This window comes from Thermoactinomyces vulgaris, assembly GCF_005886755.1.
GTDB classification, from domain to species: domain Bacteria; phylum Bacillota; class Bacilli; order Thermoactinomycetales; family Thermoactinomycetaceae; genus Thermoactinomyces; species Thermoactinomyces vulgaris.
Genome location: NZ_CP039710.1, coordinates 1901622 through 1923516, shown reverse-complemented (window position 1 = coordinate 1923516; position 21895 = coordinate 1901622). Strand labels below are relative to the sequence as shown.

Annotated in this window: 21 protein-coding genes and 1 pseudogene; 11 read left to right on the top strand and 11 right to left on the bottom strand. The window is 50.5% G+C overall.

All coding sequences use genetic code 11. The annotated features are described in order from the left end of the window. Nucleotides 1-53 precede the first annotated feature (53 nt). On the bottom strand, nt 54-722 hold the full coding sequence (locus FA954_RS09765) for an SOS response-associated peptidase (protein WP_037993594.1): 669 nt from the start codon (nt 720-722) through the stop codon (nt 54-56). Nucleotides 723-917: 195 nt separating this feature from the next. Here FA954_RS09765 and FA954_RS09760 point away from each other — a divergent pair, with 195 nt between their 5' ends. After that, nucleotides 918-1736, top strand: a complete 819-nt coding sequence (locus FA954_RS09760) for a class I SAM-dependent methyltransferase (RefSeq protein ID WP_049719879.1) — start codon at nt 918-920, stop codon at nt 1734-1736. Nucleotides 1737-1777: 41 nt separating this feature from the next. On the opposite strand, the gene FA954_RS09755 is transcribed toward FA954_RS09760, so the two are convergent. Continuing rightward, complete coding sequence (locus FA954_RS09755; protein ID WP_037993593.1) at nt 1778-2347, bottom strand: dihydrofolate reductase family protein; 570 nt, start codon at nt 2345-2347, stop codon at nt 1778-1780. 298 nt (nt 2348-2645) lie between these two features. Between FA954_RS09755 and FA954_RS09750 the strand changes: the two genes are divergently transcribed. Both FA954_RS09750 and FA954_RS09745 read left to right on the top strand, forming a co-directional pair. Continuing rightward, nucleotides 2646-3146 carry a snapalysin family zinc-dependent metalloprotease gene (locus FA954_RS09750; RefSeq protein ID WP_062842937.1) on the top strand — a complete coding sequence of 167 codons (501 nt, stop codon included), beginning with the start codon at nt 2646-2648 and terminating at the stop codon, nt 3144-3146. A gap of 1 nt (nt 3147) precedes the next feature. Then, entirely contained in the window at nt 3148-3720 is a 573-nt protein-coding gene (locus FA954_RS09745) for a hypothetical protein (RefSeq protein ID WP_037993590.1), read from the top strand. Nucleotides 3721-3792: 72 nt separating this feature from the next. On the opposite strand, the gene FA954_RS09740 is transcribed toward FA954_RS09745, so the two are convergent. Beyond that, the gene (locus tag FA954_RS09740; protein WP_037993588.1) at nt 3793-4038 is read right to left on the bottom strand and encodes an SHOCT domain-containing protein; all 246 of its coding nucleotides are present in this window, start codon (nt 4036-4038) and stop codon (nt 3793-3795) included. A gap of 193 nt (nt 4039-4231) precedes the next feature. Between FA954_RS09740 and FA954_RS09735 the strand changes: the two genes are divergently transcribed. The 3 genes and pseudogenes from FA954_RS09735 to FA954_RS09725 form a co-directional block, all read left to right on the top strand. Next, a complete protein-coding gene (locus FA954_RS09735) occupies nt 4232-4918 on the top strand; it encodes a response regulator transcription factor (protein ID WP_062842938.1) in 687 nt (228 codons plus the stop codon). A 3-nt stretch (nt 4919-4921) separates the two neighbouring features. Further along, nucleotides 4922-6247: a sensor histidine kinase gene (locus FA954_RS09730; protein WP_037993584.1), complete on the top strand. Its 1326-nt coding sequence runs from the start codon at nt 4922-4924 to the stop codon at nt 6245-6247. Nucleotides 6248-6339: 92 nt separating this feature from the next. Next, nucleotides 6340-6541 (top strand): annotated as a pseudogene (locus tag FA954_RS09725) (hemerythrin domain-containing protein); the annotation flags it as partial. 50 nt (nt 6542-6591) lie between these two features. On the opposite strand, the gene FA954_RS09720 reads toward FA954_RS09725, so the two are convergent. The 7 genes from FA954_RS09720 to FA954_RS09690 form a co-directional block, all read right to left on the bottom strand. Continuing rightward, entirely contained in the window at nt 6592-8025 is a 1434-nt protein-coding gene (locus FA954_RS09720; RefSeq protein WP_138615049.1) for an MATE family efflux transporter, read from the bottom strand. Nucleotides 8026-8204: 179 nt separating this feature from the next. Then, the gene (locus tag FA954_RS09715; protein ID WP_082240571.1) at nt 8205-9047 is read right to left on the bottom strand and encodes an ATP-binding cassette domain-containing protein; all 843 of its coding nucleotides are present in this window, start codon (nt 9045-9047) and stop codon (nt 8205-8207) included. Between the two features lie 4 nt (nt 9048-9051). Then, entirely contained in the window at nt 9052-9834 is a 783-nt protein-coding gene (locus FA954_RS09710) for an ABC transporter permease subunit (protein ID WP_049719881.1), read from the bottom strand. Then, the gene (gene ssuD / locus FA954_RS09705) at nt 9831-10976 is read right to left on the bottom strand and encodes an FMNH2-dependent alkanesulfonate monooxygenase (RefSeq protein ID WP_138615048.1); all 1146 of its coding nucleotides are present in this window, start codon (nt 10974-10976) and stop codon (nt 9831-9833) included. Before ssuD ends, FA954_RS09710 begins: the two co-directional genes overlap by 4 nt. An 18-nt stretch (nt 10977-10994) precedes the next feature. Beyond that, a complete protein-coding gene (locus tag FA954_RS09700) occupies nt 10995-11939 on the bottom strand; it encodes a sulfonate ABC transporter substrate-binding protein (protein WP_049719883.1) in 945 nt (314 codons plus the stop codon). Between the two features lie 93 nt (nt 11940-12032). After that, nucleotides 12033-12230, bottom strand: coding sequence for a YezD family protein (locus FA954_RS09695; protein WP_037993776.1), 198 nt, complete (start codon nt 12228-12230; stop codon nt 12033-12035). Between the two features lie 8 nt (nt 12231-12238). Continuing rightward, complete coding sequence (locus tag FA954_RS09690; RefSeq protein WP_037993578.1) at nt 12239-12664, bottom strand: RrF2 family transcriptional regulator; 426 nt, start codon at nt 12662-12664, stop codon at nt 12239-12241. A gap of 332 nt (nt 12665-12996) precedes the next feature. On the opposite strand from FA954_RS09690, the gene FA954_RS09685 reads away from it, so the two are divergent. From FA954_RS09685 to FA954_RS09670, 4 genes are all read left to right on the top strand, one after another. Next, nucleotides 12997-14706 carry a sigma-54-dependent Fis family transcriptional regulator gene (locus tag FA954_RS09685; protein WP_062842942.1) on the top strand — a complete coding sequence of 570 codons (1710 nt, stop codon included), beginning with the start codon at nt 12997-12999 and terminating at the stop codon, nt 14704-14706. A 201-nt stretch (nt 14707-14907) separates the two neighbouring features. Continuing rightward, entirely contained in the window at nt 14908-16512 is a 1605-nt protein-coding gene (locus FA954_RS09680) for a long-chain fatty acid--CoA ligase (protein ID WP_037993574.1), read from the top strand. Between the two features lie 31 nt (nt 16513-16543). Then, nucleotides 16544-18097 carry a fatty acid--CoA ligase gene (locus FA954_RS09675; RefSeq protein WP_138615047.1) on the top strand — a complete coding sequence of 518 codons (1554 nt, stop codon included), beginning with the start codon at nt 16544-16546 and terminating at the stop codon, nt 18095-18097. 35 nt (nt 18098-18132) lie between these two features. After that, on the top strand, nt 18133-19287 hold the full coding sequence (locus tag FA954_RS09670; protein ID WP_037993571.1) for a thiolase family protein: 1155 nt from the start codon (nt 18133-18135) through the stop codon (nt 19285-19287). A gap of 51 nt (nt 19288-19338) precedes the next feature. On the opposite strand, the gene FA954_RS09665 is transcribed toward FA954_RS09670, so the two are convergent. Further along, a complete protein-coding gene (locus FA954_RS09665) occupies nt 19339-20811 on the bottom strand; it encodes a LuxR C-terminal-related transcriptional regulator (protein ID WP_138615046.1) in 1473 nt (490 codons plus the stop codon). A gap of 176 nt (nt 20812-20987) precedes the next feature. On the opposite strand from FA954_RS09665, the gene FA954_RS09660 reads away from it, so the two are divergent. Next, nucleotides 20988-21884, top strand: a complete 897-nt coding sequence (locus tag FA954_RS09660; RefSeq protein ID WP_138615045.1) for a R2-like ligand-binding oxidase — start codon at nt 20988-20990, stop codon at nt 21882-21884. The last annotated feature ends 11 nt before the right edge of the window (nt 21885-21895 follow it).

The following is a 21895-nucleotide window of genomic DNA, read 5'->3' as shown; positions in this document are numbered from 1 at the left end:
AAAGCGAACGAAAACCAGGGAAACCATCCCTGGTTTTTTATGTTTGCTGGGGCTTATCCCTGAACAGCCGGTTCGATGAGGGACGGATCATCGTTTTTGGGGGAGTTGACCCGTTGTGACACGGGATAGGATTCCATTTGTTCTTCCGGATAAGGTTCAAGCAGTGACTGCAAAACAACGGGGTTGTTCATTTCCGGATCCAGCCAGGTTTCATAGTCGTCTTCCCTCAGGATGACTGGCATCCGGTTGTGCACCTCTTTGACGAGGGCATTGGGCCGGGTGGTGATAATGGTGCAGGTATACAAAAAGTCTGTTCCTTGTTTCCATTGGTCCCACAGCCCGGCAAAAGCAAACGGTTCCCCGCCCTTGATTTGAAACCGGTAAGGCTGTTTGGTTTTTCCGCTTCTTTTCCATTCATAAAAGCCGTCCGCCGGGATCAAGCAGCGTTGTTTGCGGAAAGGATGCTTGTAAGCAGGCCTTTCGTCCAAGGTTTCCGCGCGGGCATTGATCATTTTGTAGCCGATTTTGGGATCCTTGGCCCAAAAGGGAACCAGCCCCCATCGCATGGGTTGTCCGACACGGCGGTTTCCCTGTCGGGTCACTGTGAGGACGGGTTGGCTGGGAGCAATGTTGTATCGCGGGTTCCACTCATCGGGAAACGTGAACCCGAATTTTTCTTGTAAAAGGTTGAAATCCATGGCCAGCGAAAAGCGTCCGCACATAAGATCACCCCATCCCAAGCGGGAGTTTTTCTTTTTCCCCATCATAGAGAAAGCGGGTCTTCGGGTCAACCCGGACGGAGGAATCCCGGGAAGACAAGTGTGATGGATTTAACGGAAGGGCACAATCCATTTAATTAAGATAAAGGCAAAGGACACCTCCTGATCAAGGTTCAGGAAATAAAACGAGGTGAAAAAATGCCGGCACCAACAGCAAAACTGCCCGGGCATCTGTTTCTGGCAAGTCTGGGAAAAACGGTTCTCCGGCCCGGGGGAAGAAGGGGAACACAGAAAATCATCGATCATCTGCAACCGGATGAACATTCCTGTCTTTTGGAAGTTGCGGGAAACATGGGAACCACGGCGGTGCATCTGGCCAAAACATACGGTTGCCGCATTGTGTGCGTGGACCTTCATCAAGACAGTTTGAAAAAGGCGGAAAAGAATATCAAACAGGCGGGGGTGGAGCATTTAATCACCCTGCAAAGGGCCGATGCCAGAGATTTGCCGTTTGCGGATGAAACGTTTGATGGTGTGATCAATGAGGCCATGCTGACAATGCTGCCTGATCAGGATAAAATCAAAGCTTTGAATGAGTATTACCGGGTTTTGAAAAAAGGCGGCAAACTGGGAACCCACGATTTGTTGATCAAACGGCAGCCGACCGAAGAAATGTTGAAAATGGTGAAACATATCATGGATGTTCCCTTGCCGGACAACCCGGTTGTTGTCAAGCTGTTGCATCATGCATTGAATTTGATCGTCAGACCATTGGACCGGAAAAAATGGGAGGGCATCTATGCCCAAACCCCCTTTTCCAAGGTGGAATTCAAAGAAGGGGAGATGACCCTGTTAACCCTGGATGGTCTCCTGTATGACGAGGGGTGGGACCGAACCATTGAGATTTTGCAAAATGCGGCGAAGTCCGGGGAGGCCAAAGAAAGGCTCTCTTTTATGATTAAATTGTTTAACCAAACCGAAACGTTCGGGCATATCACCATTCACGCGGAAAAATGACAAAACCCAATCCAAACCATACGCTTTTAAGCGTATGGTTTTTATTTGTCTTTTGGATGATAGATCAGTTGCACCACACCGGAAGAAAACGTCCGGGTTTGCACCAGTTTTAAATTCAGCCGCTTTTTCAAATCGGTAAATAACGGTTTTCCTTCTCCCAAAACAACAGGGTGAACGGACAACCGGAATTCATCCACCAGCCCCAAATCGATGAACGAGGCGATGAGATCGGCGCCGCCATACAGCCAAATGTCTTTGCCGGGCTGGTTTTTGATTTTCATGACTTCTTTATAAAGAGGGCCATGGATGAACGTTGCTTGCGGGCCGGTTTTCGTCCGTGTCCGGGAGAAGACAACTTTCTTTTTGCGTTGAATCTGTTGCCAAATTTCTTTTTCCATCTCCGGTGCTTCGGCGTGCGGGCGGTATTGTTCCCAGATTTCATAACTTTTTCTGCCAAACAGAATCGTGTCGATTTGATTCAGGAAGGAAATGAAGTCCATATCCGGTTCCATGATGCACCAATCAATTTCTCCATTTTTCCCTTCAATAAAACCATCCAACGTCACGGCCAAATCCAAAAGGATTCTTCTAGGGTTGGTGTGATCGGACATCCTTGTTCTCCCTTTCTGCCAAGATTTGATTGGAATACATGTATGATACATGAAGAGCCGTCGGAGTCAAGACGATGTTTATTGGTGGACGGACTGTTTAAAGGAAAATGGGGAGCGTTTGCGGAAGATCATGAAATGGAGCTATGGGAAGAAAAATGAACCATGAGCCGGAAACAGCCGGATTTTGAACAGGAAAAGGAACACATCATTGAAGGTGGATATATTTTTATTTATATTTAGAATATTTTTATGATAAAATCACATTAGATCATCGATGGACAAGCAGGAGGTTCATGGATTGAAAAAAATCACCTTTCTTTTGCTTCTGGCTTTGGCGGTGTTTTTCGGCTTGTTTCCGAGCGGATATGCAGCTCATTACATTGACTCGGATTCGGTGAAAAATGGAGCGATTCGATATAAAAATTCTTCCCGGTATCTGAAGGCGGTCGACCATGCGGATTATGCCTGGAACCAGCTGACGACGATATCCATTTATCCGGCAAGCTCACCGGATTTGATCTTTTATGATGCCAATTACTCCACGGCAAGCTGGGACGGGCTGTACACGCCGAAATCCGGAGCGGATACCATTCATTTGAATATCTATTACATGGACAAGTATACGACACCCGTTCAAGCCCGCGTGGCCGCCCATGAAATGGGGCATGCTCTGGGTTTGGGGGATCATGAAGAATACAGCTACCGGAAAATCTTAATGTATAAATGTTCCACCTGTAACCCCTATAACACACCGACTCACCATGACCGGCAAGATTATTATGCCAAATGGAGGGACTAAGATGAAAAAGCGCTATGTCTTCGTGGCGGCGTCACTGCTGTTTCTTTTCACCGGTGTGATCGTCGCGTATCAACATTTTTCCAAACAGGAGCCCGAAGTGATCAATGCGGCCGCTTCTTATGTGACGGATATCGATGACCCGCGAAAGCTTTCCGGGTTTACCAGCGATATTTTCATCGGCAAGGTGGTTGAAAAATCCGGGAGCAACCCAACGGGCGCCATTCCTGAAACCCGGTTTGACGTGCAAGTGATCGAAACCCTCAAAGGAAAAGCGGTGGGCCAAGTAACGGTGAACCAACAAGCCGGATATGATGAGAACGGGGATTTCTTTACTATTGACGGGGACCGGATGTTGATCCCCGGGAAAATCTACCTGTTTGCCACAGTTTACGATTCGGTTCACGATTGGTACACCCTTGTTCCCAATGCCGGGGATGTTCCCTTGACCGTCAAGGAAGAGGTTTCAGCCTCCGGTGACGGGGACATTGTCTTTGATGAATCATCACAAAAAGCCATTGAAGAGATGAAACGGGGCATTGAAAATGAAATTCCGTTTGAACCGGGGAACCGGTAGCATGGTTTCTCTGATGAGAAAAGGAGTCAGGGCAAGTTTCCTGACTCCTTTTTTGTTCTGCCGGCCGGTCGGTTATTTCCTCAGCAGTTCTTTCATTTTCAGGTATTCTTCTTCGCTGATTTCATGATTGATCAAGCGGAGTTTTAAAATTTCTTCGGCTTCCAGATGGATGCCGGTGGAATGAGAGCGGCAACCGGAACGGCGGTTCATGAACCGGAAGATCAAAATCGCCGCGATCAGCAGGCAGAAGAATGCAATGGGAAAAATGAAAAAAGGAAAAAAGGGAGCATGGGTTGCCGGGTGTACGGTTAAAAACATAAGATCACCTCTCTGATTGAAATGGTCAGATAAACTACCTTGCACGGGTATAAGATACATTTTTTTCATCACAAATAAATTTGTGAAAAAGTCACAGACCGGTCACGAATCCATCAGGAATTGCTTGTCTTTTCAAACGGGCAGAGTGGCTGTGTTAAGATGAAGTTGATTTTTGGATGCATGGAGGTTCGCCATGGACAGGAAAGAGACCATATTGGTAGTGGATGATGATAAAGAAATCGTGGAATTGATGCAGGATTTTCTGGAAGATGAGGGTTATCGGGTGGAAAAGGCTTTCGATGCGGGACAAGCGCTTAAACTGTTGAATCAGGTGCCGGTGGATTGCATCCTTTTGGATGTGATGATGCCCGGGCAGGACGGCTTTGAACTGTGCCGCGAAATCCGGAGAAACAATGATGTTCCCATTTTGTTTTTAAGCGCCCGCAACGGAGACATGGATAAAATCAGGGGGCTCGGAATTGGCGGGGACGATTACATTGTCAAGTCAGCCACGCCGGTGGAAGTGGTGGCCCGGGTCAAAGCGGTTCTTCGCCGTTACCGGAAACAAGCTTCCCCGCAAAAAGCGGTTCTCCGGTATGGCCCGCTCCGCTTGGATGTCCGGGCGCATGAGGTTTTCGTAAATGGCAAACCCGTTTCCCTGACGCCGAAAGAGTTTGACATTCTCCTCTTGTTTGCCGAACATCCCCGCCAAGTGTTCACCTACGATCAATTGCTTGAGAAATTTTGGGACGGGGTGGGGGACAAACATACGGTGGTTGTGCATATCAGCCGAATCCGTGAAAAAATCGAAGAAGATCCCAATCATCCCAAATGGATTGTCAATGTTTGGGGAGTCGGGTACCGTTTTGAAGGGGCATGAGCCATGAAAACATTGCGAATCCGCCAGTTTCTTTTTGCCGGTTTGTTGGCCATGGTGCTGTTGCCGAGATTGTTTTACATCCTCACGGACTATGTGCTTGAGCCGGTCGTGGCACATCAAACCGAGTCCAAAAGGGCTTTGGCTGACCAAATGATGCGGGACATCACGCAGCATGCGGATGAGTGGAAAGATCCCGGGTGGCAACAAGCCTTCCAAAAACAGTATGCATCTTCCGGGATTCCCGTTTTCATCACCGATCCGTCCGGCCAAAAAATCTTTCAAACGGGCCGTCCGCATCCCAACCCATGGAACAGCCGGCAAATGACCGTGATCGAAAACGGAGAAGTCCGGGGAGTGGTTCATCTGTATTTGAACAACCACCAGCAGGTATTTGCGGTTTTATCCGCTGTTTTTGGGGTCATTGCCACGATTTTTCTCATTGGATGGCTGATGGGGAAATATGTGCTGAAGCCCCTTTCGGGCATGAGTGCAGCTGCCAAACAAATTGCAAAAGGGAATTTGGATTTCCGGCTGCCTGCCTCCCGGTTGACGGAAGTGGCCGAGGTCCGGACGGCATTTGAGAAGATGGGGGACAGCCTCCGGGAGTCGCTGAACCGACAGGCAAAATTGGAAGAGGAACGCCGCTTTTTTATCTCCTCCATCGCCCATGACCTGCGCACGCCGCTGTTTGTTTTGCGGGGCAGTTTATGGAGGATGGAGCAAGGGTTGGTCCGGTCCCCGGAGAAAATGGAAAGGTATATCCATGTGTGCAGGCAAAAAGCCGAACAGCTGGAGCGGTTGATATCCGATCTGTTTGCTTATGCAAAGACGGAATTTCAGGAACCGTCGTCCGCGGTTCGGAGCGAGACGTTTGATTTTGGAGATTGGATGGAAGAAATCGTGGATCAATTCCGGCTGGTCGCACAAACCAAAAACATTGAGATTTGCGTGCAGCGGCAAACGGAAAAATGTTTGGTGCGGGGGGACAAACACTTACTGGAACGGGCCGTGCTCAATCTGATGGACAATGCGTTTTATTACACGCCTTCCGGGGGCGAAATCTGCGTGCAATGGCGCAAGGAAGGAAATCAAGTCGTTTTTGCGGTTGCCGATACCGGACCGGGGATTCCGGAGCAGGATTTGCCCCATGTCTTTGAGCCCTTCTACCGGGCGGAAAAATCAAGAAATCCCAAAACCGGGGGAACCGGCTTGGGACTGACGATTGCAAAACGGATCCTTCATGCCCACCAAGGGGATCTGTTTGCCGGAAATCAGCCTGGAAAAGGGGCTGTCTTTACCGGGCGGCTTCCGCTTCACGGATGTTCTTGAAAACAGCTTATGGTTTATCCGATGGAAACCATTCTTTCAATGGCCCGTTTGGCCTTTTCGGAAATGTCCTTCGGCACGGTGATCACATGTTTGTTTTGGAATCGGAGTACAGTGAGGCCGGGGAGCTCCTCAAGAAAATGAGAGGTTACCAATGGGTACACACTGCCGGAAGGGGCGTGCCGGACATATGCACTGACCTTTCACATGCTTGAGAGGTTGGAAGCGGATTTGTTCCAGCACATTCATTTGGAAAACAACATTTTGTTCCCGCGTTTTAAAAGCGAAATGAAATAAAAACAAAGAGCCCGTGAATCTTGAATTCACGGGCTCTTCTTTGGCAGAAGTCATCCGTTGGCCGGTTCCGGCTGTTCGAAGAATTGTTGATGTCTTTTCCCTTTCCAATACTTCCGGTAGTAGATGTATTGTCCGAGGAGTGTGGCGAAATAGGAAACGGGATAAGCCATCCAGACCCCGTATAAGCCAAACAGCCGGGAGAAGACAAACGCACATGGAATTTCCACCAAAATGATGGTTGCGATAATGATGGTGGTGGGCCAGAAAACGGTGCCGCTGGAGCGCATCAATCCGGATAAAATCACCGCATGGCCGAGCACGGTGAACGCCCACAAGGTGAAGAACAGAGATTTTTGCGTGATGTCAATGGTGGACGGGTCCGTCAAGAACATGGACAGGATCGGGCGGCTGAACACATAGATGAGAATGGTCAAAAAGCCGCCGACCACATAGTTCAACCATACGGTGGTTTTGATTAATTCCGTCAGTTTTTCTTGAAGATTGGCCCCGATGAGTTGGGCGCCGAAGATTCCCACGGCGATCGACAAGCTCATGGACGGAATGTGCACATAGTTGATGACTTGGTTAATGACTCCGTAGGCAGCCGTGGCTTTTGCCCCGAAATGGTTGACAAACGTGACAATGGCCAATTCCGAAACGGAGATGACAACCATTTGGATACTGGTCGGCAACCCGATTTTTACCATCAATCGCAAAATTTGCGGGTTCAATTTCAGCATTTTCAATGTATCTCTGTCCAAGGCAAGCGGGTGTCGCACTTTGAACAAATAAAGGATCAACAGGATAAACGTCACCAGGCTGGCGATGATTTGAGCCAGCGCCGCTCCTTCCAACCCCATCTGCGGAACGCCCCATCCGAACAAAAACAGGGGGGTGAGCAAAATGGTCAGGGATGTGCTGACGATCAAAAAATAAAAGGGCGTTTTCGAATCGCCGGTTCCCCGCAACAAGGTGGTGTAAATCACATAAGGAAACAAAAAGGGCAATCCGAGAAAAAGAACATGCATGAATTTGGAAGAATCGTTTTTAATCTCCTCCGAGATTCCCATGAGGGAGAGCAATTGGTCCGAAAATAACCAACCAATGATTAAAGATATGACTCCCAAAATAAAACTAAAAGTGAGTGAAGTGCCGACAGTTTCTTTCATTTTCTCCGTGTTCCCGCTTCCGAAAGCTTGCCCGATGAGCACGGAGCTGGCACTTCCCAGGCCAATCACAAAGGAGATCAAAAAGAAGGTCAGCGGAAATACCGTACTGGCGGCTGCCAGAGCATTTTCGCCCAACTGTTTTCCGATCAGAACGGAGCTGACCGTTCCGCCTAAAGATTGCAATGCATTGCTAAAAATTAACGGGATCAAAAACGGGATCATCGTCTTCCAAATCGGTAAAGAAAAATCTATGGAATGCTCTTTTTTGGTTTCAGGGATTTTCTTGGCGGATATGGCTTGTTCTTGTTGAGACATGTTGATCCTCCTTTCTTTCAGGTCATTTTATGAAGGGATTCTCAAAAAACCCTTTAGCATCATAACATATTGTTAAAAGAAAATCTTTATGAAAATGATAATCTAATTTTATTTTTATTGTTAATAAAAGTAAATGATTGGCAAATAAAATATGCCAGACGCTGTGTCTGGCATATTTATTATAAGCGCGAAGGCTCGGGAAGCTTGTTTGCGGGATTCACAGGGGAGTGGGAAGATGCGGATGATTCGTTCCGGCAGGGTTGGGCAGTGTCCATGACTTCCTTCAGGATACGGCCCGTCAGGGAAGAGAAACGCGCATCGTCCCTTTGGCGGGGTCTGGGAAGAGTCACCGGAATGTCCGTTGCGACTTTGCCGTCTTTCAGCAAGATGACCCGGTCTGCCAGAGTCACCGCTTCTTCGACGTCGTGCGTCACCAACAGAGCAGTAAATTTTTGTTCTTGCCACAGTTCTTCAATCAATTTTTGCATTTCGATCCGGGTGAAAGCATCCAAAGCGCCCAAGGGTTCATCCAACAACAAAAGGCGGGGGCGGCTGACCAGGGCACGGGCCAGCGCCACCCGTTGCCGTTGTCCCCCGGAGAGAATACGGGGCCATTCATCTTTATACTGATCGAGTCCCACTTTTTCCAACATCAATTCGGTTTTTTCTTTTCGATGGCGCTTGTCCCGGATGCCGAGGGCAACATTTTGGAAAACTTTTTTCCAAGGCAACAGGCGGGATTCCTGAAACATCATGCGGGCCGCTGAATTGATTCCGGTCAGGAATTCTCCGTCTTGAATGATTTTTCCCCCGCTGGTTTTTTCGATTCCGGCAATCAATCGGAGCAATGTGCTTTTTCCGGTGCCGGAGCGGCCAACCACGGCGATGAATTCTCCCGGGGTGATTTGAAGGTTGATGTGATCCAGAATCAAACGGCCGTCGTATTGTTTTTGCAAGTCTTTCAAGTTGAGCCGGGTTCCGAAAGGTTGACGGTTCAGGTGAAACACCTCCTGCGATTGCATATGGTTATTGGGTTTCCCGCCACTTCAGGCAACGGTTCTCCAACATTTTCGCCAAAAGGTCTGCCGCTTTTCCGAGCAGAGCATAGAGCAGAATGCTTAACACCACGACATCCATTTGCATAAATTCCCGGGCATTCATGGCCATGTAGCCGATGCCGGAATCAAAGGAGATGGTTTCGGCCACGATCAGGGTCAGCCACATGATTCCCAGGGCATAGCGGAGCCCGATGAGGATGGAAGGCAACGCATTGGGCAAAAGAATGTGCCAGAAAAAATACCCGGGGGTGAGTTGATAGATTTTGCCCACTTCAATCAATCCGGGATCAATGTGGCGGATGCCGTGAAACGTGTTTAAATAGACGGGGAAGAAGACCCCGAGGGCAACCAGAAATAATTTGGATTCTTCCCCGATGCCAAACCACATGATGGCAAGCGGAATCAAAGCGAGATGAGGAATGTTGCGCAACATTTGCACCGTGGAATCCAGAAGCTTTTCAGCCACCCGGGAGATTCCGTTTAAAAATCCCAGCAGCAGCCCGATTCCGCCGCCGATACCCAATCCCAAAAGAGCGCGGACCGTGCTGTCGGCAATGTGCTGCAGCAATTCCCCGGACCGGGTTAAGCGGACAGCCGCTTCAATCACCGTGAGGGGTGCCGGCAAGGTCCGGTCGGAAATCCAGCCGATGCTGCTGAATAGTTGCCAGAGCACAATCAGCAGGGCCGGAACCAGCCAAGACAGGAGAAAGTGAAATTTGCGTGCATGAGGCCTGATGGTTTTGGTGTTCATTTCACCTCTCCTTTCTTTTGCGGAAGATGATGATTGGCCACAATTTCCCCGAACGGGCTCACGGCGTGCGGCCGGGAGTAAAGAGAACCGGCCGGAAGGGACAGTTCCGGGAACAGCCATTCCGCAACCCGGTAGGCCTCTTCCAGATGGGGGTAGCCGGACAAAATAAAGGTTTCGATTCCCAAATCGGCGTATTCCCGGATCCTCTTGGCAACCGTTTGCGGGTCCCCGACCAGCGCTGTGCCGGCGCCGCCCCGGACCAGTCCGATTCCGGCCCACAAATTGGGGCTGATTTCCAAATTGGATTTTTTGCCATGATGAAGCCGGGTCATGCGTTGTTGGCCGACGGAATCAAAGCGGGAAAAAATACGTTGGGCATTGCGGATGGTCTTTTCATCCAAATGGCGGATCATTTCTTCGGCCGCTTTCCACGCCTCTTTTTCGGTTTCGCGGATGATGACATGCAAGCGAATGCCAAACGTTACGGTTCTTCCTTGTTGAGCGGCAAGCTTGCGGACTTGCTCAATTTTGGAAGCAACTTGGGACGGGGGTTCTCCCCATGTGAGATAAACATCCGCGTGTTTTGCGGCCACTTGCATTCCCGCAGCAGAGGAGCCGCCGAAATACAAAGGCGGATGCGGATTTTGAACCGGGGGAAACAGCAGGCTTCCGCCTTTGATATGGAGATGGCGCCCGTGAAAATCCACTTTTTCCCCTTGCATGATCCGGCGAAAGACCGTTAAAAATTCGTCGGTCAATTCATAGCGGGTGTCATGGTCGAGATGAATGCCGTCCCCGGCCAGTTCCACCGGATCCCCCCCGGTGACGACATTTAAGAGCAACCGTCCGTTGGACAAACGGTCAAAAGTGGCGGCCATGCGCGCAGAAGCTGAAGGGGAAATGATGCCCGGACGAACCGCGACCAAAAATTTCATCCGTTTGGTGACCGAAAGCAGAGAGGACGCCACAATCCATGCATCCTCACAGGATCGTCCGGTGGGGACGAGCACCCCGCTGAATCCGAGATGATCCACGGCTTGAGCCACTTGGAGCAAATAAGGATACTCGGTGGCGCGCCCTCCGATCGATGTTCCCAAATAACGTCCGTCTCCATGGGTCGGGAGAAACCAAAACAGTTTCATCAATCTCATCCTTCCATTTTATTTAGGTGACCAAATCACATCGCGGACTTGGACGGATTGGGGGATCAGGCCGGTTTCATGGAAAGCCCGGGCAATTTGTTGCTGGTCCTGAACAATGTCCGGGCTGACGGGTTCAATCCCGTATTTCGCCCGCCGGATGGCGATATCGACCGGCTTCAAGTCCATCCCGATTTGTTCGGCGAGCAATTTGGCGGTTTGATCGGGGTTTTGGTTAAACCATTCGGCTGATTTTTGCAATTCATCCAAAAGGATTTGGATCTTGTCCGGATTCTCTTGTGCAAAGTCTTTGGACGAGAAATAGTAGGAGCGGTTGGATGTGTATCCCTTTGCGTCCGTGAGGATCCGGACATTCAAATCCGTCTGGGCATCGGCAAAATAAGGATCCCAAATGACCCATGCATCCACGCTTTTTCTGATAAAAGCCGCTTTGGCATCCGCTGGCGGCAAATAGACCGGCTGGATATCCGAATACGAAAGCCCGGCTTTTTCCAATACTTTAAGCAACAGATAGTGAACATTGGATCCCTTGTTCAAAGCGATTTTCTTCCCTTTCAATTGCCCGATGTCATGAATGGGTGAGTCATGATGGACGACAATCGCTTCAGCCTCGGGCCGCGGCTTTCCGGCTCCGATATACACCAGCGGGGTGCCCGCCGCTTGGGCAAAGATGGGAGGGGTGTTTCCCGTCTCCCCGATGTCAATGCTTCCGGCATGAAGGGCTTCCAGAAGTTGGGGTCCGGCCGGGAATTGGACCCACTTTACCCGGACCCCTTGGGATTCGAAGCGTTTTTCCAAGGATCCGCGGGCTTTCAAGATGCTTAAAACCCCGAATTTTTGATAACCGATCCGGATTTCGTTTTTATTTGCTTCACCGGGACGGCAACCGGCGGTCAGAAAGAGTAATGTGATGAGTAGAGCAACAGGAATCAATCGCAGACGCATGAAACGTTTCACCTCTTGCTTAAAAAATGAAAAAAAGCCCCGACATCCCTGAGTCCAAACAGGGTGTGGGGCCTCCAGTTTTCTGGTCGGCTGTTAAACGCTTTTTTGGTTGTGATTTGCCCGGTCCGGGGAGGGACGGGATTTTTTCAACGAGAAACGGTGTTTTTCCGTGCGGTCGATCTGCACAATGTTGGAATCATGGACTGTGATGACGACGGTCCCGTATTCGAGCCCTTCCAATGATTTTTGAATGCGCAGCATTTGTTCATCCGAAACAGCAGACGGTCTCATCTTGGTTTTCACGCCCCTTTGACATTCGGAATTTGACCTTCCAGCAAGTCTTTTAAAGTGGTCTGTTCCAAACACCGGGCAACGGTGTCCCGGATGAAGGCCCATAAAGGTTTCAACAAACAACCTTCCTCCAGTGGACAGGGATCATAAGCGGTCACGCTGACACATCCCATGGGGGCCAACGGCCCTTCCAGCTGCCGGATCACTTCTCCAATGATGATTTGCTCGGGCGGTTTATGCAAAAAATAACCGCCCCGGACTCCCCGCTTGCTTTGGACATAACCAAGGTTTTTCAGCTGAAGCAGGATCTGTTCCAGATAATTGAGAGGCACCCGGGTTTTTTCGGAAATTTCGGCACCGGGGATGACCGCGGGATGCTGTGCGAGAAGAATGAGGGTGCGCAAGGCGTATTCGCCACGGGTTGAAACTTTCATTGTTCAATCCCCTTTGCAGCTGAAAACAAGCCAAAGAATTCTTGACAATCTTGAGTGAATTTGTCGACTATTCGGCAAAGGCATGGAAATGGGTGAAACAAGCCGTTTTTGAAAGAATTGTTCGTTTCATTATATTCTTTTGAAATTAATGTATTACAAATCTTGATCCGGGTCAATTGTTATTTTCATAATTTCTCATCGATTTACTATGATTTTATTTTCTGTGATCCGGACAAAATTCATTTTATGAAGCAGATCAGCCGATTTCACAGCCGGGAGCGGTTTTTTGTTAAAATGAAATTAGTATTTTCTGAATTTACCGGGAGGAGAGTATGATTCGACTGCAGGAAATCTTAAAGAAGGTGGATGTTTTTCTTTATCCGGAGGATAGCGTGTTGGATGCTGCCGAAAAATTGCTCTGTTCCCCATCAGAGGCCATCCCCGTGGTGGATCCCCGCGGAACCTTCCTGGGCGCCGTCACCCGGGACCATTTGCTTCAAATGGTTTTGCGAAAGCTGCCGCTTCATGCCCCGATCCAAGATCATTTTCCGCAGGATGATTCGTTTGCTGTTTACAATCCCGCTTGGGAAGAAATCTTGGAAAAAATGGTTCACAGTCAGGTGGAAACGGTTTTTGTGTTGAACCGGGAAGGACAAGTCACCGGTTCGCTTTCCCGGTCGGACCTTCTCAGGAGGGCGTTTTCCTGGTGCCGGATGATGGAGAGGATCCTGGAACAAGGAAGTGACGGCTGGTTTTTGGTGAATGAAGAGGAGAAAATGGTTTTTGCCAACCAAAGCCTGCTCGAACTCATGGCTTGTTCCGGGGAAGAATGGCTGGGAAAACCGATCGGCCAAATGCTTCCCGGATTGAAGCTGACAAACACGATGAAAACGGGAAAGGAGGAGGTGTCCGGATGGTTGGAAGCCAACGGCATCCGGTATCTGGTTCACTGTTACCCGGTTTTTGAAAGCGGGAAGGTGGCGGGGGTGGCCGGGAAAGTGATATACCGGCATTGGAATCAAATCAAAAAGCGGTTGGAACAGCTGGACGAGGGGCAAAACGCGGAAACCGGAAGAAAGTGGCAGGCCAATCCGTCCCTTTTTACTTGGAAACAGGTGATTGGAAGCGATCCGGAAGTGAAGCGGTTAAAGCGGTGTGCCCGAAAAGCGGCCGCCGGGGATTCAACCATCCTGATCCGCGGGGAAAGCGGAACCGGGAAAGAGCTGGTGGCCCATGCCATTCATGGTGACAGTCCGCGCAGAAACGGACCGTTTGTCACCGTCAACTGTGCAGCCGTTCCCGAACATTTAATGGAAGCGGAATTTTTCGGATACGATGAGGGGGCATTTACCGGAGCCGGAAAGAAAGGAAAGCCCGGAAAATTGGAATTGGCGGATGGCGGAACGTTGTTTTTGGATGAAATTGGCGACATGTCCTTGAAACTGCAAGCCAAACTGCTTCGGGTGCTGGAGGAAAAATCATTTTACCGGGTCGGCGGCACCAGACGGATTGAAACCGATGTACGGATCATCGCCGCGACCAATCAAAGCCTGGAAGAGATGATCCGAAAGGGAACGTTCCGGGAGGATCTTTTTTACCGGTTGAACGTCATTGCACTACACATCCCGCCGCTAAGGAAACGGAAGCAGGATATTTTGCCGTTGTGCCGGCACTTTGTCAAAGAACTGAATCAAAAGCTGATGACCGCCATCACCGGAATCGATCCCGAAGCAGAACAAATTTTGTTGAATTATCATTGGCCCGGCAATGTCCGTGAATTAAAAAACACTTTGGAACGGGCGATGATTTTTGCCGGGCACGGTTGCATCCGGTGGCAGGATCTCCCCTCTCCCCTGCGGGACCTGAAAAAAACCGCATGCCAAAAGGAGGATGGTTTGCTGAAACAAGCAGAAAAAAATGCAATTTGCCAGGCGCTTTTGGAGACGGGAGGCAATAAAGTGAAAGCGGCCCGTTTGTTGGGAATCAGCCGCTCCGTCTTATACGAAAAATTAAAAAAATACCAACTGCCGAATGCGTTTTGAACGAACGGTCCCGGGGGAACCATCCTGCTGTCCGGAAACCGGACACCGACCTTTGACAAGTGTCCGGTTTTTCGGAATCATCCCGTTTCGGGAGAAAGGGAGTAAAGGATTTTCCGGCCCTTTTTTCCGCACACCGTTGGCATTGGATTTGCTTATTGTTTGGATGATGGATTACAAGGAATCTGGGGGGGATTTTAAGGAATGCGTGCCACCATGATGATTTTTCCGCTGACGCTTTCGCATTTATTGGAAAGGGCTAACGATTTGTATGGTTCTGTTGAAATCGTCTCCCGAATGCCGGACCGATCATTGCATCGATATACTTACGCGGATTTTTACCGGCGTGCCCGGATGTTGGCAGGAGCATTGGAAAAAGCCGGCTTGAAAAAAGGGGATCGTGTGGCCACTTTGATGTGGAATCATTATGTTCATTTGGAAGCGTACCTTGGCGTTCCGGTTGCCGGCGGGGTTTTGCACACGCTGAATTTGCGCCTTCATCCCACGGAAGTTGCTTATATCATCCGGCATGCGGGGGACCGGTTTCTGATCGTCGATGATATCCTCTTGCCCCTTCTGGAAAAATTTCGGGATCAAATTGACGTGGAAAAAATCATTGTTGTCCCGCTCACCGGCCAACCGGTTCCTTCTTTCGGTGAAGATTACGAACAGTTCCTCGGGAGCGCCGGCGACACCTTTTCTTATGCCGGGCTGGACGAAAATGACGCCGCGGTGATGTGCTATACTTCCGGAACGACCGGAAAGCCGAAAGGCGTGGTTTATTCCCACCGGGCTTTGGTGCTGCATTCCTTTATGTTGGGGCTCAAAGACGGGTTGGGGATTTCAAGTGAGGATGCCGGGATGCCCATTGTTCCCATGTTTCATGTCAATGCCTGGGGGCTTCCTTTTGTTTCGGTGATGTTGGGCGCCAAGCAAGTTTTTCCCGGTCCGTTCCTGGATGCCGAAAACCTTCTGGACTTGATGGAAAAAGAAAGAGTGACTTTTGCGGCCGGGGTTCCCACCATTTGGTTTGATGTGTTGAACAAGCTGGACGAAAAGCCGGACCGGTGGGATCTGGATCCGGATCTCAAGCTTTTGATCGGAGGGGCTGCCCCGCCTGAATCGTTGATCCGGGGATTGGAACGGCATCGCCTGCAGGCGGTGCACGGATGGGGAATGACCGAGACCACGCCGGTGGCAACTGTATCCCATTTGAAGCCCCATTTAAAAGAAAGGCCTGCCGAGGAGCAATTGGCATACAAATTGAAACAGGGAACTCCTGTTCCGTTTGTCGAGATCCGGGTGATGGACGGGGACCGGGAAGTTCCTTGGGATGGGAAAACGATGGGAGAGCTCCAAATCCGGGGGCCTTGGGTGACGGCCGGTTATTATAACCGTCCGGATGCCAAAGAGGTGTTGACAGACGATGGCTGGTTTCAAACCGGGGATGTTGCAACGATTGATCCGGAAGGTTACATGAAGATTACCGACCGGACGAAAGATCTGATTAAATCCGGGGGAGAGTGGATCAGTTCGGTGGATTTGGAAAATGAACTGATGGCCCATCCTTCGGTCAAGGAAGCCGCGGTGATTGCCATGCCGCATCCCAAATGGCAGGAGCGCCCGCTGGCGGTCGTCGTGCTGAAAGAAGGAAAAAAAGCCGGCAAAGAGGAATTGCGTGCGTTTTTGGCTTCGAAGTTCAGCAAATGGTGGCTGCCGGATGAGTTTGTTTTCACGGACTCTATTCCGCGCACCTCGGCAGGGAAATTTTTCAAAATGGAATTGCGGAAGAAATATATCAAAGGTTGATTCACTTTTTTAAAGGGGGTCCGCTTCGTTCATGTACCCAACCATCGGGAAGATCCTGGAGCAAACGGTTCAAAAGTATCCGGAAAAGGAAGCGCTGTTTGATGTGGAGAAGAACCGGCGCTGGACTTACCGGATGTGGGACCGGGAAGTGAACCGGCTGGCCCGGGCTTTCTTGGCAGCCGGGGTGAAAAAGGGGGACCGGGTTTCCACATACCTATACAACTCCGTGGAGTTGGCCACTGCTTTTTTTGCCTGCGCCAAAATCGGCGCGGTCTTCAACCCGGTCAATTTCCGTTTGACGGCCGAAGAAGTGGCTTATATTTTGCATGATGCCGAACCCAAAATCGTTTTATTTGAAAAAGAGCTGGAAAGTCATATCGCAAAGATTCACGGGAGATTCCCCTGGATCTCGTTTTGGATGACGGACGGGGACCCTCCTTGTTATGCGGAAAGCTACCAAAAACGGATCCGGATGGCTCCGGATACCCGGCCGGAAGCGGAGGTGTCGGAAGAGGACCTTTGCGGCATCATGTACACCAGCGGGACCACCGGCCGGCCCAAAGGCGTGATGCACCGGCACCGCGACATGATTGAGCAAAGTCTGATCATTTTGGCGATGATGCGTTTGACCCCGAAAGACCGGGGGCTGGTGACCGCTCCCATGTTTCACTGTGCCGAACTGCATTGTGCGTTTTTGCCGAGAGTGCATATCGGAGCCGGCCAGGTGATCATGCGCCAATTTGATCCGAAACGGGTTTTAAAACTGGTGCAGGAGGAGAAGGTCACCGTTTTCTTTGCCGCTCCCACCATGTGGAACATGTTGTTGCAGGAAGATTTGTCCCGGTACCGTTTGTCGTCGTTGCGGCTGGGATTCTATGGCGGGGCTCCCATGGCTCCGGCATTGATTCTACGTTGCCGGGAGAAGCTCGGCATCGGTTTGGTTCAAGCCTACGGAATGACGGAAATGGGACCGGCGGTCACCTTCTTGTTGGAAGTGGAACAGATCACCAAAGCCGGTTCCGCCGGAAAGCCTTGTTTAAACCATGAAGTCCGGGTGGTGCGTGTGAAGGAAGGAGTGCCGTCGGATCCGGAGGACGTGCTCAAACCCGGTGAGACCGGGGAGATTCTCGTCCGGGGATCTTGCATGATGAAAGGATATTACCGGAAAGAAGAGGAGACCGGCAAAGCGCTGCATCAAGGGTGGTATCATACAGGGGATCTGGGTTATCTGGACGAAGACGGATATTTGTGGGTGGCCGACCGTTTGGATGATATGATTATCAGTGGCGGGGAAAATATTTATCCGCGGGAAGTGGAGGACGTGCTGTATGAGCATCCCGGGGTGTTGGATGTGGCGGTGTTGGGGGAACCGGATGAAACTTGGGGGGAGCGGGTGGTGGCGTATGTCGTTAAAAAAGATCCGGGGGTGACGGCGGATGAACTGGAACGGTTTTGCCGGCAAAGCGAAAAACTGGCCCGTTACAAACGGCCGAGAGAATACCGGTTTGTCAAGCAGCTTCCCCGCAACGCCAGCGGGAAAATTCAGAAGTTTCTTTTGCGAAACCAACACAAAAACCAAGCCTGATGAAACGTGAAAAAAGAACAAAGGAGAGATAGACCATGCGGGAGGCAGTTATCATCGAAGCAGTTCGTACGCCGATTGGGCGGCGGAACGGCACTTTAAGCGGAATCCGCCCGGACGATTTGGCGGCCATGGTGTTGAAAGAGGTGGTCCGGCGGGCCGGAATCCCTCCGGAACTGGTGGAAGATGTGTTGATGGGGTGTGTGACGCAAACCGGCGAACAAGCAAGAGATATCGGGAGATTGGCCGCATTGATCGCCGGATTTCCGGTGGAAGTGCCCGGGGTCACCATCGACCGGCAATGCGGTTCCAGCCAGCAAGCCGTCCATTTTGCGGCCCAGGCGATTTTGAGCGGGGATATGGATGTGGTCGTGGCGGCTGGCGTGGAAAGCATGTCCCGCGTGCCGATGTCTTCCAATTTTCAAGGCGCCGTCTTCAGTGAAAAGCTTACTTCCCGGTATGAGATGATCCATCAGGGCATTTCGGCGGAGCGCATTGCCGACAAATGGGGGTTTTCGCGGGAGCAGCTGGACGAATTTTCCCTCCGCAGCCATGAAAAAGCGGTACAAGCACGCAAAGAAGGGCGTTTCAAGCAAGAGATCATGCCGGTTGCCGTCCGGTTGCCCGACGGAAGCGAACAGGTGATTGATCAGGACGAAGGGCCGCGGGAAGACACTTCCATGGAAAAACTGGCCGCTTTGTCTCCTTCCTTTGTGGAGAACGGAAAAATTCATGCCGGCAACTCCAGCCAAATCAGTGACGGCGCGGCGGCTATTTTGTTGATGTCCCGCGAAAAAGCGGAACAGCTGGGGTTAAAGCCCCGCTTTCGCATCTTGTCCCGTGTGGTGACCGGGTCCGATCCGACCCTGATGCTGACCGGACCCATTCCTGCAACGGAAAAGGTGCTGAAAAAAGCGGGATTGCAATTGGAAGAGATCGATCTTTTTGAAGTGAATGAAGCCTTTGCGCCGGTGCCGCTTGCTTGGCTTTGTGAAACGGGCGCTGATCCGGAAAAGCTGAATCCCAACGGCGGGGCGATTGCACTTGGACATCCGCTTGGAGCTTCGGGAGCCCGGTTGATGACGACCCTGGTGCATGAATTGGAACGAAGCGGCGGCCGGTACGGACTGCAAACCATGTGCGAGGGATACGGCATGGCCAATGCAACCATTATTGAAAGGCTGGATGAATAAAAGGGTGAATATGAGAAAAGGACGGTTGAACCCGCAGCTCAACCGTCCTTTTTATTTGATCAACCGTTGGCGCAGGGCTTTGGCAACCGCTTCGGCCCGGTTTTTGGCGTGCAACTTTTTAAAGACCGACCGGATATATTCGTTTACGGTGTGTTCGCTGATTTTCAGTCTGGCGGCGATCTGTTTGGTGCTTAATCCGTTGGCGCTGAACCGGAGAATTTGTTTTTCCCGGTGGGTGAGCGGGGAGGAGAGTTGAAGGGGAGACGCGTTGGCATAAAGTTTGGTGCGTAAATTCCGGGACACGCGGGTCAACAGGGAGCGGATGATTTCGATGGTGGTTTGTGAAACGTCAAATTGTTGTCCGTTCTGGTCCAACAAAAGCACGCCGGTGACATGATGGTGTTCTTCATATAAAGGAGCGACCAAAAGGGAAGTCAAACGGAAATGCCGGATGTGATGTTTTGGCAGCAGATGGTGTACCTGCCGGAAATACACGGGGCGTTTGACATCGAACAATTTGGAAATCCCGGGCACATTTTGTTCGGACTCATGAATCCGTTGGATTTCTTCCAATGGCACATTATACGAGCAGATGCCTTCCACCTTTTTTAATAAGGGATAGTACCAAAAAAAGGCGCTGCGTTGAAAGCCGGTCAGGCGGCAGATTTGTTTCATGCTGGTGAGCAAGGTTTCCTTGACGCCGCTGGTGGAAAGCAACGTGTCATCAAATTCCAGAATCGCTTCATATTGCCGGAGGGTGTCATATAACGGGCCGCTGGTATATTGTCGGGAAAACCGCAGGGCGTGCCGGATCCAACCCGCAATTTCCCGGGCATAAGACCGGGACAAAGCATTTTTGCTGCCCGAAATGGCCAGTGAGAGATGTTGGTTGACGGGTTCGGTGAATCCCCGGGCTTTTCCTTGGAGGATGCGGCGGACAAATAAAGTTTGTCTGTCCGTGGGGTATGCCGCAACCCAACGGTTGTTCCGCGGGTGGTGAACGGCCAGGTCCAGGACTTTTCCTTCGGAAGTGAGCACCGCTATTTTGTTCCACCGGACATCCGGCCGGATTTTTAATCCTTGCAGCAGTTCAACCAATGGGGAATAAGACCGGATGCGGGGAGAATCGAAAGCGCGGAGTGTCAAAAACGGCCATTGCATCAGGGCTTGGTTGATGTTCATGCACAGTGTGTGGATCTTGTGAAAGGCCTGTTGGACAAACGAAGAATCTTGCGATTCCATGACGAATTCCATGAGGATTTGTTCCAGGGATCCGACGGCAAAAAACCAATGGTTCGGATCAGCGACCGGCGTTTCATCCATCATCCATTGTTGCAACCGGCTCATCAAAGCGCTTTCGTCGGAAAGTGCGAGATCCAGGTGATCAAGCAGGAAAGAGAAAAGACGGGACAGAGCGGCTTTTTCTTCATCCGGGGCATTCCACTTGGATAATTTCAAATGCCAACGTGCCAAACCTTCCGGATATCTGCCGGAGATCAGATCGAGCAGTTGCTCTTTTTTCATGGCCAACCCCCTAAAAACCTTGGTTTTAGGGGTATTATAACCCAGAATATCAGGGATTGTCTAAATATTTCAAATAAAATAACATTTAATTGAAATGGTTGGATGCGATAAGGAGGGGCGCGAAGGCTTGTTGTAAGCGGTGACATCTTGTTTGACTCATTGAGGGGGGATCGATCATGCGGGAACTGAAAACAACCGGTGAAAAGGGATTGGATCATTCGCTTTTGCCCATGCGGTTATACCACAAAGCGAAGAAGCTGGGGGTGTGGGATCCGAAAGACATTGATTTTACCCAAGATAAGGAAACATGGCAAACTTTCACGGATGAAGAAAAAGAAGCGAGTCTGCGCTTGGGGGCGATGTTTCAGGCGGGGGAAGAAGCAGTAACCCGGGATTTGCTTCCGCTCATCCGGGTGATTTCCATGGAAGGACGTTTGGAAGAGGAATTGTATTTGACGACATTTCTGTTTGAAGAAGCGAAACATACCGAGGTATTCCGGAGGTTTTTGGATGAAGTGGTCGGCGGGGCCGGGGATTTGACGATTTATCATCAGAGCCACTTTAAGAAAATTTTTTACGAGTACCTGCCGCAGGCGATGGAACGTCTGATTGATGATCCGTCACCGGAAGCGCAGGCGGAAGCTTCGGTTACTTATAACATGGTGGTGGAAGGAATCCTGGCCGAATCCGGTTATCATGCATTTTATACCGCTCTCCAGGGACAACTGGCCATGCCCGGGATGTTTGAAGCCGTTACGAATTTGAAACGAGACGAAGCCCGGCATATCAGTTACGGGGGCTATCTTTTGCAGCGGCTCATTTCAGAGCATGATCACATATGGGATGTGGTTGTCAAACGGATGGAGTTGCTGCTTCCGCATGCAATTGGTGTGGTGGATGAAATCTTCGGTACGATGGATCCGTTTCCGTTTGATCTCAAAAAAGATGACATTGTTGCTTTTGCAATGAAACAGTTTCAAACACGCATGGAAGTGCTCCGGCGGGCGCGCGGAAAAACGCCGGATGAAATTTATTCCATCAGCGAAAAAGATGTCGGCTTGACGGATGAATAATTTTGCATTGG

What these genes read in the sequence shown, in the direction of transcription:
- FA954_RS09715 (WP_082240571.1), bottom strand. Translation starts at nt 9,047, where the DNA reads ATGCAATCGCAGGAGGTGTTTCACCTGAACCGTCAACCTTTCGGAACC.
- FA954_RS09760 (WP_049719879.1), top strand. Translation starts at nt 918, where the DNA reads ATGCCGGCACCAACAGCAAAACTGCCCGGGCATCTGTTTCTGGCAAGT.
- FA954_RS09735 (WP_062842938.1), top strand. Translation starts at nt 4,232, where the DNA reads ATGGACAGGAAAGAGACCATATTGGTAGTGGATGATGATAAAGAAATC.
- FA954_RS09665 (WP_138615046.1), bottom strand. Translation starts at nt 20,811, where the DNA reads ATGAAAAAAGAGCAACTGCTCGATCTGATCTCCGGCAGATATCCGGAA.
- FA954_RS09670 (WP_037993571.1), top strand. Translation starts at nt 18,133, where the DNA reads ATGCGGGAGGCAGTTATCATCGAAGCAGTTCGTACGCCGATTGGGCGG.
- FA954_RS09765 (WP_037993594.1), bottom strand. Translation starts at nt 722, where the DNA reads ATGTGCGGACGCTTTTCGCTGGCCATGGATTTCAACCTTTTACAAGAA.
- FA954_RS09745 (WP_037993590.1), top strand. Translation starts at nt 3,148, where the DNA reads ATGAAAAAGCGCTATGTCTTCGTGGCGGCGTCACTGCTGTTTCTTTTC.
- FA954_RS09710 (WP_049719881.1), bottom strand. Translation starts at nt 9,834, where the DNA reads ATGAACACCAAAACCATCAGGCCTCATGCACGCAAATTTCACTTTCTC.
- FA954_RS09700 (WP_049719883.1), bottom strand. Translation starts at nt 11,939, where the DNA reads ATGCGTCTGCGATTGATTCCTGTTGCTCTACTCATCACATTACTCTTT.
- FA954_RS09685 (WP_062842942.1), top strand. Translation starts at nt 12,997, where the DNA reads ATGATTCGACTGCAGGAAATCTTAAAGAAGGTGGATGTTTTTCTTTAT.
- ssuD (WP_138615048.1), bottom strand. Translation starts at nt 10,976, where the DNA reads ATGAAACTGTTTTGGTTTCTCCCGACCCATGGAGACGGACGTTATTTG.
- FA954_RS09675 (WP_138615047.1), top strand. Translation starts at nt 16,544, where the DNA reads ATGTACCCAACCATCGGGAAGATCCTGGAGCAAACGGTTCAAAAGTAT.
- FA954_RS09755 (WP_037993593.1), bottom strand. Translation starts at nt 2,347, where the DNA reads ATGTCCGATCACACCAACCCTAGAAGAATCCTTTTGGATTTGGCCGTG.
- FA954_RS09730 (WP_037993584.1), top strand. Translation starts at nt 4,922, where the DNA reads ATGAAAACATTGCGAATCCGCCAGTTTCTTTTTGCCGGTTTGTTGGCC.
- FA954_RS09680 (WP_037993574.1), top strand. Translation starts at nt 14,908, where the DNA reads ATGCGTGCCACCATGATGATTTTTCCGCTGACGCTTTCGCATTTATTG.
- FA954_RS09660 (WP_138615045.1), top strand. Translation starts at nt 20,988, where the DNA reads ATGCGGGAACTGAAAACAACCGGTGAAAAGGGATTGGATCATTCGCTT.
- FA954_RS09695 (WP_037993776.1), bottom strand. Translation starts at nt 12,230, where the DNA reads ATGAGACCGTCTGCTGTTTCGGATGAACAAATGCTGCGCATTCAAAAA.
- FA954_RS09740 (WP_037993588.1), bottom strand. Translation starts at nt 4,038, where the DNA reads ATGTTTTTAACCGTACACCCGGCAACCCATGCTCCCTTTTTTCCTTTT.
- FA954_RS09690 (WP_037993578.1), bottom strand. Translation starts at nt 12,664, where the DNA reads ATGAAAGTTTCAACCCGTGGCGAATACGCCTTGCGCACCCTCATTCTT.
- FA954_RS09720 (WP_138615049.1), bottom strand. Translation starts at nt 8,025, where the DNA reads ATGTCTCAACAAGAACAAGCCATATCCGCCAAGAAAATCCCTGAAACC.